This is a genomic window from Micromonospora sp. II (assembly GCF_001709195.1).
Classification (GTDB): Bacteria; Actinomycetota; Actinomycetes; order Mycobacteriales; family Micromonosporaceae; genus Micromonospora; species Micromonospora chalcea.
The window spans coordinates 48,208-62,376 of record NZ_LYXF01000024.1; the positions used below are offsets into that span (position 1 = coordinate 48,208).

Below are 14,169 nucleotides of genomic sequence, written 5' to 3' on the forward strand. Positions count from 1 at the left end.
CATGCCGAGTGAGGTAGGTCCACGGTGAGCAACGAGGACGAGAGGTACGTCGAGTACCTGAAGCGTACGACCTCGGAGCTGCGGCGTACCCGGCGTCGGCTGCGCGAGCTGGAGAGCCGGGACTCCGAGCCCATCGCCATCGTGGCGATGAGCTGCCGCTACCCGGGCGGCGTCGACAGCCCCGAGGCGCTGTGGCAGCTCGTGCACGACGGCGGCGACGGGATCGGGCCGTTCCCCGCCGACCGGGGCTGGGACCTGGAGAACCTCTTCCACCCCGATCCCGACCACCCGGGCACCAGTTACGTGCGCGAGGGCGGCTTCGTCTACTCCGCCGCCGACTTCGACGCCGACCTGTTCGGCATCTCGCCCCGCGAGGCCCTCGCCATGGACCCGCAGCAGCGGCTGCTGCTGGAGACCTCCTGGGAGGCGTTCGAGCGGGCCGGGCTGCCGCTGCCGGCCGTCCGGGGCAGCCGTACCGGCGTCTTCGTCGGGGCGTCGTCGCACGGCTACGACGGCATGATGGCGCAGGCCGAGAACGGCGAGGGCCACCTGCTCACCGGCAACGCCACCAGTGTCATCTCCGGCCGCGTCGCGTACACCCTCGGGCTGGAGGGGCCGGCGGTCACGGTCGACACCGCCTGCTCGTCCTCGCTCGTCGCCATCCACCTGGCCGCGCAGGCCCTGCGCAACGGCGACTGCGAGCTGGCCCTGGCGGGCGGCGTGACGGTGATGCCCACCCCGGCGGTCTTCGTCGGCTTCAGCCGGCAGCGCGGTCTCGCCGCCGACGGGCGGTGCAAGGCGTTCGCCGCCGGCGCGGACGGCACCTCGTGGTCCGAGGGCATCGGCATGCTGCTGCTCACCCGGCTCTCCGACGCGCAGCGGCACGGCTACCCGGTGCTCGCCGTGGTACGCGGCAGCGCGGTCAACTCCGACGGCGCGTCCAACGGGCTCAGCGCCCCGCACGGCCCCTCCCAGGTGCGGGTCATCCGCCAGGCCCTCGGCAACGCCCGGCTCACGCCCGAGCAGGTCGACGTGGTGGAGGCGCACGGCACGGGCACCCGGCTCGGCGACCCGATCGAGGCGCAGGCGCTGCTGGCCACGTACGGGCAGGACCGCGACGAGGCCGCGCCGCTGCTGCTCGGGTCGGTGAAGTCGAACATCGGGCACACCCAGGCAGCCGCCGGCGTGGCCGGTGTGATCAAGATGGTGATGGCGATGCGGCACGGCGTCGTGCCGCCCACCCTGCACGTCGACGAGCCGTCGCCGCAGATCGACTGGACCGCCGGGGCCGTCACCCTCGCCACCGCCGTCACGCCGTGGCCGGCCGTGGACCGGCCGCGCCGGGCCGCCGTGTCGTCGTTCGGCGTCTCCGGCACCAACGCGCACACCATCATCGAGCAGGCCCCGGCTCCCGCCGAGGTCGAGGCCGAGGCCGAGCCGACCACGCCGCAGGCCCGCACGGTGGCCCCCGTGCTGCTCTCCGCCCGTTCCGACGCCGCGCTCGCCGCGCAGGCCGGCCGCTGGGCCGCCCGGTTCGCCGCCGACGACACCCTCCGCCCGCTCGACGTGGCCTTCTCGTCGGTCACCTCCCGATCCACCCTGGACCGTCGGGCCGTGCTGTCCGCGACCGGCCGCGACGACCTGCTCGCGGGGCTGCGCGCCCTCGCCGCCGGGGAACCGGCCGGTACGGTCGTGCTCGGTGCCGGCGCGCCGCGCGGCCAGCTCGCGGTGCTCTTCTCGGGCCAGGGTGCGCAGCGCGCCGGCATGGGCCGGGAGTTGTACGCCGAGTTCCCGGTGTTCGCCGCCGCCCTAGACGAGGCGTGCGGGCACCTGGACAGAGCCCTGCCGCGCCCGCTGCGTGAGGTGCTCTTCGCCGCCGAGGGCTCGGCCGACGCCGACCTGCTGGACCAGACCGTGTTCACGCAGGCCGGTCTGTTCGCGGTCGAGGTGGCGCTGTTCCGTCTCGTCGAGTCCTTCGGCGTCGCCCCCGACCTGGTCGGCGGCCACTCGATCGGTGAGGTCACGGCCGCGTACGTGGCGGGGGTGCTGTCGCTGGAGCACGCCTGTGCGTTGGTGGCGGCGCGGGGCCGGTTGATGCAGGCGCTGCCCGCCGGGGGTGGGATGCTGGCGGTCGCGGCGGCCGAGGCCGACGTGGCGGCCACGCTGGACGGGTTGGCCGGAGTGGGGATCGCGGCGGTCAACGGTCCGCAGGCCGTCGTGGTCTCCGGCGCCGTCGAGGCCCTCGACGAGGTGGAGCGGGTCTGGCGTGAGCGGGGCGTACGCGTCCGCCGCCTCACCGTCAGCCACGCGTTCCACAGTCCGCTGATGGAGCCGATGCTCGCCCGGTTCCGCGCGGTGCTCGACAAGCTCACCTTCGCCGCGCCGTCGCTGCCGGTCGTGTCGAACGTGACCGGGGCACTGGCCGACGCCGACGAGATCCGCACGCCCGACTACTGGGTGCGCCACGTCCGCGAGGCCGTCCGCTTCGCCGACGGGGTCGCCGCGCTGCGCGCCGCCGGGGCGGACACGTTCCTGGAGATCGGCCCGCGCAGCGTACTGACCGCGATGGCGGCCGACATCCTGCCCGCCGACGACGCCGTGCTCGCCGTGCCGGCGCAGCGCGCCGACCGGCCCGAGGCGCACGGGCTGCTGGCCGGGCTGGCCGAGCTGCACGTGCGCGGGGTGGCGGTCGACTGGCTGCAGTGGTTCGCCGACACCGGCGCGCGCCGCGTGGACCTGCCCACGTACGCCTTCCAGCACCAGCGCTACTGGCCCGAGGTCGGCGGCACCGCCGTGACGGCCGTGCCGGGTGACGCCGCCGAGGGGGACTTCTGGGCGGCCGTGGAGCGTGGCGACCTGACCGGGGTCGCCGCCCACCTGGCCGTGCAGGACGACCCCGCGGCAGTGGAGGCGCTCGCCCCGGCCGTACCGGTGCTGTCGTCGTGGCGGCGGGCCCGGCAGCGCGACGCCGTGGTGGACGGCTGGACCTACCGGGTCGAGTGGGAACCCGTACGCCCCGCCGCCGTTCCGGCGCTGACCGGCCGCTGGCTCGTCGTCACCGCCGACAACGACGACGCCGGGGTGGCCGGCACGCTGACCGGTGCCGGCGCCCACGTCGACACCCTGACCGTCGCCCCGGGCGTCGATCGCGCCGAGCTGACCGGGCTGCTGCGCGGCCACGGCGAGCAGGGCTGGGCCGGCGTGCTCTGCGTGCTGCCCGCGACCGACCGGGCGCTGCCGGACGCCCCGGCCGTCTCCGTCGGCGCCGCGCTGCTGCTCACCCTCACCCAGGCGCTCGCCGACGCGGGCCTGCCCGGCCGGCTCTGGTGCCTCACCCGGGGCGCCGTGCGCGCCGGGGTCAGCGAGACCCTCACCGACCCGTGGGCCGCCCTGGCCTGGGGCCTCGGGCGGGTCGTCGCCCTCGAACAGCCGGACCGCTGGGGCGGCCTGGTCGACCTGCCCGCCCGCGCCGACCGCGCCACGGCCGACGCGCTGCTCGCCGTCCTCGCCGACGCCGGGCACGACCAGGTGGCGATCCGCCCCCAGGGCGTCCTCGGCCGGCGGCTGGTGCCGGCCGTGCCGCCGGTGGGTGTGGGGTGGCGGCCTGCCGGGACGGTGCTGGTGACCGGTGGTACGGGTGCGTTGGGTCGGCATGTGGCGCGGTGGTTGCTGGCGAACGGGGCCGGTGAGGTGGTCCTCGCCTCGCGGCGGGGTCCGGGGGCGCCGGGTGCGGCGGAGTTGGTGGCCGAGTTGGGTGCGGTGCGGGTGGTGGGGTGCGACGTCACCGACCGGGCCGCCGTCGAGGCTCTGGTCTCCGGGCTGCCGGAGCTGACCGCCGTCGTGCACACCGCCGGCGTGATCGACGACGGCGTCCTCGACGGGCTCGACCTGACCCGGATGCAGGCCGTCCTCGACGGCAAGGTCCGCGCCGCCCGGGTCCTGCACGAGGCCACCGCCCACCGCGACCTCGACGCGTTCGTGCTCTTCTCCTCCCTCGCCGGCGTCATCGGCAGTGCCGGGCAGGGCAACTACGCGGCGGCCAACGCCTATCTCGACGCGTTCGCGGCCTGGCGACGCGACCAGGGCCTGCCCGCCACCGCCATCGCCTGGGGCGCCTGGGCTGAGGACGGCATGGCCGCCGCCCTGACCGCCCGGCTCGCCCGGGGCGGGGTCGACGCGCTCCCCGCCGCCGAGGCCGTCACCGCCCTCGGCCGGCTGGTCAACACCGCCGAGCCGGCGGTCACCGTCGCCGCCGTCGACTGGGGACGCCTCGCCGCGTCCTGGGGCCGGCCCACGCCACTGATCGCCGCCCTGCCCGGGGTGCCCGCCGTGCCCACCGGTCCCGTCCGCGCCGTGGTGGTCGGCCGGTCCCTGCCGCAGCTCGCCGACCTCGTACGCACCCAGGCCGCCGTCGTGCTCGGCTACCCGGCCGGGCGGCCGCTGCCCGAGCGCACCTTCCGTGACCTCGGCTTCGACTCGCTCACCGCCGTCGAGCTGCGCAACCGGCTGACCGCCGAGACCGGTATGACCCTGCCCGCCACGCTGGTCTTCGACCACCCCACGGTCGCCGAACTCGCCGCCCACCTGCACGGCCTCACCGCCGGGCACACCACCGGCGAGGTGGTCGCCGACGGCACCGGCCGTGACCGCGAACCGATCGCCATCGTCGCCATGAGCTGCCGCTTCCCCGGCGGAGTCACCTCGCCCGAGCAGCTCTGGGACCTGCTGGCCACCGGCACCGACGCGCTGAGCCTGATGCCCGGCGAGCGCGGCTGGAACCTCGCCGAGCTGTACCACCCCGACCCCGAGCACCTCGGTACCAGCTACGTCCGGGAGGGCGGCTTCGTCGCCGGTGCCGGCGAGTTCGACCCGGCGTTCTTCGGCATCAGCCCCCGCGAGGCCCTCGCCATGGACCCGCAGCAGCGGCTGCTGCTGGAGACCACCTGGGAGGCGTTCGAGCGGGCCCGGATCGACCCGACCGCCCTGCGCGGCAGCCGCACCGGCGTGTACGTCGGCACCAACGGCCAGGACTACGGCTCGCTGCTGATGGCCACCGGGGACGTCGACGAGAACTACCTCGCCACCGGCACCTCCGCCAGCGTCATCTCCGGCCGGCTGGCGTACACCTTCGGGCTGCACGGCCCGGCCGTCACCGTCGACACGGCCTGCTCGTCGTCGCTGGTCGCGATGCACCTGGCCGCGCAGGCCCTGCAGACGGGGGAGTGCGACCTGGCCCTGGCCGGCGGCGCCACCGTGATGGCCACCCCCGGCATCTTCGTCGGCTTCTCCCGCCAGCGCGGTCTCGCCGCCGACGGCCGGTGCAAGCCGTTCGCCGGAGCCGCGGACGGCACCGGCTGGGGCGAGGGCGTCGGCCTGCTGGTGCTCCAGCGGCTCTCCGACGCCCGCCGCGACGGCAACCCGGTCCTCGCCGTGCTGCGCGGCAGCGCCGTCAACCAGGACGGCGCCTCCAACGGCCTCACCGCCCCCAACGGCCCCGCCCAGCAGCGGGTGATCCGGCAGGCCCTCGCGAACGCCGGACTCACCGCCGAGCAGGTGGACGCCGTCGAGGCGCACGGCACCGGCACCACCCTCGGCGACCCGATCGAGGCGCAGGCCCTCATCGCCACGTACGGCCAGGACCGGCCCGCCGACCGGCCGTTGTGGCTCGGCTCGATCAAGTCGAACATCGGGCACACCCAGGCGGCGGCGGGTGTGGCCGGGGTGATGAAGATGGTGCTGGCGATGCGGCACGGGGTGCTGCCGCCCACGCTGCACGTGGACGAGCCCACCCCGCACGTCGACTGGACCGGCGGCAGCGTCGAGCTGCTCACCTCCGCCCGGCCGTGGGAGCCGGCCGACGGGGTACGCCGCGCCGCCGTCTCCTCGTTCGGGATCAGCGGCACCAACGTGCACACCATCCTCGAACAGGCCCCCGCCGACGAGCCGGAGCCCGGACCGGCGGCCGACGTGCCGACCGGGGAGCTGCCCTGGGTGCTCTCCGGGCGCACCGTCGACGCCCTCACCGCCCGCACCCGGGACCTGCGCGAGCACCTCGGCACAGTGGACGACGACGCGCTCGCCGACGTCGGCTGGTCGCTGGCCGCCACCCGCGCCGCCCACGACCACCGGGCCGTCGTCTTCGCCGCCGACCGCGACGACCTGGCCGCGTCCCTCGACGCGCTCGCCGCCGGCCGGCCCGGCCCGCAGACCGTCACCCGCGCCCCCGGCACGCCGGGCGAGGTCGCGTTCGTCTTCCCGGGCCAGGGATCGCAGTGGGCCGGGATGGCCGCCGAGCTGCTCGACACCGCCCCCGTCTTCGCGGAGACGTTCGCCGCCTGCGCCGAGGCACTGCGCCCGTACGTCGACTGGTCACCGACCGACGTGGTGCGCGGCGCGCCCGACGCCCCGTCGCTGGAGCGCGTCGACGTCGTGCAGCCCACCCTGTTCGCGGTCAGCGTCTCGCTCGCCGCGCTCTGGGAGTCGTACGGGGTGCGCCCCGGAGCCGTCGTCGGCCACTCCCAGGGGGAGATCGCCGCCGCGTACGTCGCCGGTGGCCTCACCCTCGACGACGCGGCGGCCGTGGTCGCGCTGCGCAGCCGGATCATCGCCGGCATCGCCGGGGACGGCGGCATGGTCTCGGTCGCCACCACCGCCGACGAGGCCACCGCGACGATCGCCCGCTGGGCCGGCCGCATCGCCCTGGCCGCCGTCAACGGACCCACCTCCGTCGTGGTCTCCGGCGACGGCGCCGCCCTCGACGAGCTCGTCGCCCACTACGAGTCCCACGAGGTGCGGGTGCGCCGCGTCCCCGTGGACTACGCCTCCCACTCCGCGCACGTCGAGCAACTGCGCGAGCAGCTCCTGGAACTGCTCGCCGGGCTGCGGCCCCGCACCGGCGAGGTCCGGTTCCGCTCCACCGTCGAGGGGGACTGGCTTGACACCGCCGCCCTCGACGCCGACTACTGGTACCGCAACCTGCGGCAGACCGTCCGCTTCGACGAAGCGGTACGCAGCCTCGTCGCCGCCGGCTACCAGACCTTCGTCGAGGTCAGCGCCCACCCCGTGCTGACGATGGCCACGCAGGAGAGCGTCGAGCTGGCCGCCGCCGACCCGGACGCGGTCACCGTCACCGGCAGCCTGCGCCGGGGCGAGGGCGGCCTCGGCCGCTTCCTGCGCGCCCTGGCCGAGGTCTGGGCCGGAGGTACGGCCGTGGACTGGCGGCCCGCCTTCGCCGGCCTCGCCGGGCGTCGCCTCGACCTGCCCACGTACCCGTTCCAGCGGCAGCTCTACTGGCCGCAGCCGTCGACCGCGCCCGCCCCCGCGGTCGGGACCGCCGGTGCCGTGGCCGACGACGAGGTCGACGCCCGGTTCTGGGCGGCCGTCGAGGCGGAGGACCTGACCGCGCTCACGGCTGAACTCTCCGCCACGACCGAGCCGGGGCCCGTCCCGGAGACGGCGTTCGCCGACGTGCTGCCGGTGCTCGCCGCCTGGCGTCGCCGGCACCGCGACCAGGCCACCGTGGACTCGTGGCGGTACCGGGACAGTTGGACGCCCGTCGCCCCCGACGCCTCCGGCGAGCCGGCCGTCACCGGCACCTGGTGGCTGCTGACCGGCCCCGACGACACCGGCGCGGCCGAGGCCGGCTTCTGCGCCGAGGCGTTGCGGCGCCATGGCGGCACCGTCGTACCGCTGGCGCTGGACGCCGACCGCACGGACCGCGCGGCGCTCGCCGCCCGGCTGCGCGACCTCGCCGACGGCGGCCCCCGCCCCGCCGGGATCGTGTCGCTGCTGCCGCTCGACGAGACGCCCGCCCCGGCGTACCCGTCCGTGCCGGTCGGTTTCGCCGGCACCGTCACCCTCGTGCAGGCGCTCGGCGACGCCGGCGTCCGCGCGCCCCTGTGGTGCCTCACCCGGGGCGCCGTCGCGACCGGCCCGGCCGACCCGCTGCCGCACCCGCTCCAGCAGCTCACCTGGGGCTTCGGCCGGGTCGCCGCGCTGGAGCACCCGGACCGCTGGGGCGGCCTCGTCGACCTGCCCGACGAGCTCGACGACGCGGCCGGCCGCCGGCTCGTGCGCGTCCTCGCCGGTGCCGACGGGGAGGACCAGGTCGCGCTGCGGTGGGCCGGCGCGTTCGGCCGGCGACTGCTGCACGCCCCGCTCGGCGACACGCCCGCCCCGCGCGCCTGGCGGCCCTCCGGCACCGCCCTGGTCACCGGCGGCACCGGCGCGCTCGGCGGGCACATGGCCCGCTGGCTCGCCGCCAACGGCGCCGCCCACCTGGTGCTGGTGAGCCGGCGCGGCCGGCAGGCCGAGGGCATCGCCGACCTCGAGGCTGAGTTGGTCGCACTGGGCGCCCGGGTGACCGTCGCCGCCTGCGACGCCGCCGACCGCTCGGCGCTCGCCGCCGTCCTCGCCGACCTGCCGTCCGAGCACCCGCTGACCACAGTCGTGCACACCGCAGCCGTGCTCGACGACTCGGTGATCAACTCGCTGACGCTGGACCAGGTCGACTACGCGCTCAGCGCGAAGGTCACCGCCGCACTGAACCTGCACGAGCTGACCCGCGAGCTGGACCTCGACGCGTTCATCCTGTTCTCGTCGATGGCCGGCACCGTCGGCAGCTCCGGCGTGGGCAACTACGCCCCCGGCAACGCGTTCCTCAACGCCCTCGCCGAGCACCGCCGCGCCCTCGGCCTGCCCGCCACCTCCATCGGTTGGGGCGCCTGGGGCGGCGGCGGCATGGCCGACGGCGAGTTCGGCCGGATGCTGCACCGCCACGGCGCGCCCGAGATGCCGCCGCGGCTCGCCGTCGCGGCCCTGCACCAGGCCGTCGAGCACGACGAGACGTTCCTGACCATCTCGAACATCGCCTGGGAGCGGTTCTTCGTCGCGTTCACCGCCACCCGGCCCGGCCCGCTGATCTCGGAGATCCCCGAGGCGCAGCGGTTGCAGGCCACCAAGGGACTGGCCGAGACGAAGGAGACCGACGAGGCCGGCCCGGCCGGCGCGTTCACCCGGATGAGCGCCGCCGAGCGCCAGCAGGCGCTGCTCGACCTGGTCCGCGACCAGGCGGCCACGGTCCTCAGGTACGCCGACGGCCAGGCCGTCGACCCGCACCACGCGTTCCGCGACCTCGGCTTCGACTCGGTGACCGCGGTGGAACTGCGCAACCGGCTCGCCACCGCCACCTCGCTGCGGCTGCCGGTGACCCTGGTCTTCGACTACCCGTCGCCGACCGCGCTCGCCCGGCACCTGCACGAGGAACTGGGCGGGGAGGCCGCCGTGGCCGTCGAGGCCGCCCCGGTGGCGTTCGGCGACGACGAGCCGGTGGCCATCGTGGCCATGTCCTGCCGCTTCCCCGGCGGGGCCAACGATCCCGAGCGGTTCTGGCAGATGCTGCACGCCGGCCGCGACGCGGTGTCGGACCTCCCCGGCGATCGGGGTTGGGACGTCGAGCGCCTCTACGACCCCGACCCCTATTCCACCGGCACCTCCTACGTCCGCAGCGGCGCCTTCCTCTACGAGGCGGCGGAGTTTGATGCCGGTTTCTTCGGGATTTCCCCCCGCGAGGCGTTGGCCATGGACCCGCAGCAGCGGTTGTTGCTGGAGGTTTCGTGGGAGGCGGTCGAGCGGGCAGGGGTTGAGCCTGGGGTTCTGCGGGGTTCGCGAACAGGGGTGTTCGTGGGCACGAATGGTCAGGACTATGGGGCCCTGCTGATGGTGGCGGGGGACGAGGTGGAGGGCTTCGCGGGAACGGGCAACGCCGCGAGTGTGGTGTCGGGTCGGGTGGCGTACGCGTTGGGGTTGGAGGGGCCGGCGGTGTCGGTGGACACGGCGTGTTCGTCGTCGCTTGTGGCGTTGCACCTGGCGGTGCAGTCGCTGCGGCGTGGCGAGTGCGACCTGGCCCTCGCCGGCGGCGTGACCGTGATGGCGACGCCCGGGCTGTTCGTGGAGTTCTCCCGGCAGCGGGGCTTGGCGGCTGACGGCCGGTGCAAGGCGTTCGCGGCGGGTGCGGACGGCACGGGCTGGGGCGAGGGTGTGGGCGTGCTGCTGGTGGAGCGGTTGTCGGACGCGCGGCGCAACGGTCACGAGGTGCTGGCGATCGTGCGGGGCAGTGCCGTCAACCAGGACGGCGCCTCGAACGGGCTGACCGCCCCGAACGGCCCGTCGCAGCAGCGGGTGATCCGGCAGGCGCTGGCCTCGGCGCGGCTCTCCGCGGCCGACGTGGACGTGGTCGAGGCGCACGGCACCGGCACCACGCTCGGCGACCCGATCGAGGCGCAGGCCCTGCTCGCCACGTACGGGCAGGAGCGCGACGAGCCGCTGCTGCTCGGCTCCGTCAAGTCGAACATCGGCCACACCCAGGCCGCCGCCGGCGTCGCCGGTGTGATCAAGATGGTGCTGGCGATGCGGGAGGGCGTGGTTCCCGCGACGCTGCACGTGGACGAGCCGTCGCCGCACATCGACTGGACCTCCGGGGCCGTCGAGCTGGCGATCGAGTCGCGGCCGTGGCCGGCCGTGGACCGGGCGCGCCGGTCGGCGGTGTCGTCGTTCGGCATCTCCGGCACGAACGCCCACGTGATCATCGAACTGCCCGAGGACCTGCCTACCGAGAGCGCGGAACCCGAGACCGCCACCGGCCGGAGCGCGGGGCTCGTGGCTTCCGACGTCGTCGTCTGGGCGGTGTCGGGGCGGTCGAAGGGCGCCCTGGCCGGTCAGGCCGCCCGCCTGGCCCGCCACGTCCGCGCGCACGCTGCCATCGACACGGCGGCGGTGGGCTGGTCTCTCGCCGCCACCAGGTCGGTGTTCGACCAGCGGGCGGCAGTGGTCGGGTCGGGCATGGAGGAGTTGCTGGCGGGGCTGGACGCTCTGGCGTCGGGGTCGCCGGCGGGGAACGTCGTTGCCGGCGCCGCCGTGTCCCATGGTGCGGGTGCGGTGTTCGTGTTCCCGGGTCAGGGTGCGCAGTCGGCGCGGATGGCGGCGGGTCTGGTGGGTCGTACGCCGGTCTTCGACGCGCGCCTGGCGCAGTGCCAGCGGGCTCTCGCGCCGTACCTGGATGTGGATCTGGTGTCGGTGTTGACCGGTGACGACGAGTCGTGGCTGGCGCGGGTGGAGGTCGTGCAGCCGGTGCTGTGGGCCGTCGGTATGGCGCTGGCGGCGGTGTGGCAGCACGCCGGGGTCACCCCGGCGGCGGTGGTCGGTCACTCGCAGGGTGAGATCGGTGCGGCCTGTGTCGCCGGGATTTTGTCGTTGGAGGATGCGGCGAGGGCTGTGGCGTTGCGGTCGCGGGCGCTGACGGTGCTGCGGGGTACCGGCACGATGGCGTCGGTGGACCTGTCTGCCGAGGCGGTCGCCGAGCGGTTGCCGGCGTTCCCGGGCGTCGGGGTGGCGGCGGTCAACGGCCCGTCCACGGTCGTGGTGTCGGGTCCGCCGCAGCCGGTTGCCGACCTGGTGGAGTCGTGCCAGGTCGACGGGGTGCGGGCGCGGTTGATCCCGGTGGACTACGCGTCGCACTCGGCGGCGGTGCAGGAGGTCGCCGAGCGGTTGCGCGCCGACCTGGCCGACGTGACGCCGCGACAGGGCAACGTCCGGCTCGTGTCCACCCTCACCGGGGACTGGGTGGACCCGTCCTCGATGACGGCGGACTACTGGTACGACAACCTGCGGCAGACGGTGCGGTTCGACGCCGCCGTGCGGGTGGCGGTCGAGGCGGGTCACACGACGTTCGTGGAGATCAGCCCGCATCCGGTGCTGACGATGCCGGTGACGGCGATCCTGGACGACGCCGGCGTGAGCGGGCATACGTTGGGCAGCTTGCGTCGTGGTGACGACGATCCGACGCGGTTGCTGACGAACCTCGCGACCGCCCACGCGATCGGCCTGCCCGTCGACCTGACGGCCGTGCTCGCCGAGACCGACGTGGTGGCACTGCCCACCTACGCCTTCGACCGCGGCCGGTTCTGGCCCACCGCCGTGACCGGGCAGGACGGCGCCGAGGAGACCCCGAACGGCGTCGACGCCGCGTTCTGGGCGGCCGTCGAACGCGAGGACCTGGCCGCGCTCGCGGAACTCACCGAGCAGGACGCGACGGAATCCCTGGAACGGCTGGGCGGGGCCCTGCCCGTGCTCGCCTCCTGGCGACGCCGGCAGCGCAACCGGTCCGCCCTGGACGACCTGCGCTACCGCACCGTCTGGCAGCCGTACACCGGCACGCCCGTCAGCTTCCTCCCCGGCGCCTGGTGGGTGATCGCCGACGCGCGGCACCCGGAGGAGGGCGAGGCCGCCGTCGCCGAGCTGTCCCGCCGGGGCGCCGACGTCCGGCTGGTGTCGCTGCCGGAGAACCTGACCGACCGGGCCGCCCTCACCGCACACCTGAGCGGTGTCACCCGTACCTCCGACGGCGGAACGGCTCCGGTCGACGGGGTGCTGTCCCTGCTCGCCCTCGCCGACGGCGCGGTCGACGACACCCAGCCGGTGCCGCCGTTCCTCGCCCGGTCGCTGGCGCTGATCCAGGCGCTCGGGGACCTCGACGTCGCCGCGCCGCTGTGGTGCGTCACCCGGGGCGCCGCCGGCACCACCCGGGGCGGCACCGCCGGCCGTCCGGAGCAGTCGCTGCTCTGGGGCCTCGGCCGGGTCGTGGCCCTCGAACACCCCGAGCGGTGGGGCGGCTTGGTCGACGTTCCGGCCACCCTGGACGACCACGGCTGGGACCTGCTCTGCGCCGCCCTCGCCGGCCTCGACGGCGAGGACCAGCTAGCGGTCGACGGCGCCACCGTCCTCGTCCGCCGGCTGGTACGCGCGCCCGGCGGGGAGGCACCCACCGACGAGGCCGGCTACCCGGGCACGACGCTGGTCACCGGCGGCACCGGCGCGCTCGGCGCGGAGGTGGCCCGCTGGCTGGCCGCCCGGGGCGCCGAGCACCTGATGCTCGTCAGCCGCCGCGGCGCGGACGCCCCCGGCGCCACGGCACTCGTCCGTGAGCTGACCGGGGCGGGCACCCGGGTGACCGTCGCGGCCTGCGACGTGGCCGACCGGGCCGCGCTGGCCAAGCTGCTCGACGAGGTGCCCGCCGACGCGCCGCTGACCAGCGTCGTGCACGCCGCCGGCGTGCTGGAGGACGGGGTGCTCGACGGGCTCACCCCCGACCGGCTCGCCACCGTCCTGCGACCCAAGGTGCTCGGCGCCCTGCACCTGCACGAGCTCACCCTCGGGCGGGAACTGCGCGCGTTCGTGCTGTTCTCCGCGATGGCCGGCCAGCTCGGCGCCGCCGGTCAGGGCAGCTACGCCGCCGCCAACGCCTACCTCGACGCGCTCGCCGAGCAGCGGCACCGCCAGGGCCTGCCGGCCACCTCGGTCGCCTGGGGCCCCTGGGCGGCCGGCGGGATGGCCGCCACCGACCAGGCCGTCGAGGAGCGCCGCCGGCGTACCGGCGTGGCCCGCCTCGACACCGCGCTCGCGCTCACGGCGCTCGCCCAGTGCGTCGCGCGGGGCGAGCCGGCGACGATGGTGACCGAGATCGACTGGGCCCGCTACGTGCCCGGCTTCGTGGCCGTGCGGCCCAGCCCGCTCATCGCGGGTGTGGCCGAGGCACGGCGGGCCGTCGCCGAGCGGGCCGAGGACACCGGCGTCTCCGCGGAGTCCCTGGCCGCCCTGCTCGCCGGGCAGACCGACGCCGAACGACGCAAGACCCTGCTGGAGCTGGTACGCGGGCAGGCCGCCGCGGTGCTCGGGCACGCCTCGATGGACGCCGTCGAGCCGGACCGGGCGTTCCGCGAACTCGGCTTCGACTCGCTGACCGCCGTGGAGCTGCGTAACCGGCTCACCGCGGCGACCGGCGTGCGGCTGCCCGCCACCGTGGTCTTCGACTACCCGACCGCCGYCGGGCTGGCCGAATACGTGCGGGCCGCGATCGTCGACGGCGGCGTGGCCGGGGTCGCACCGGTCTTCGGTGAGCTGGACAGGTTGGAAGCGGCACTCTCCGGCTCGGCGCCGGACCGCAGCGCCCGAATTCGGATCACCGAACGGCTGCGGGCGCTGCTGGCCTCCCTCAACGAGGCCGACGCCCCGGCGGACGGCGACACCGTCGCCGAGAAGCTCCAGGACGCGACGCCGGACGAGGTCTTCGACTTCATCGACCGCGAGCTGGGGATGTCCTGACGTGATCGCTGC

At 75.7% G+C, this 14,169-nt stretch carries 1 protein-coding gene; it reads left to right on the plus strand.

From position 1 onward, the window contains the following. The first annotated feature begins 24 nt into the window (after positions 1 to 24). Positions 25 to 14,157, plus strand: a complete 14,133-nt coding sequence (locus tag A8711_RS12380; protein WP_069088281.1) for a type I polyketide synthase — start codon at positions 25 to 27, stop codon at positions 14,155 to 14,157. The last annotated feature ends 12 nt before the right edge of the window (positions 14,158 to 14,169 follow it).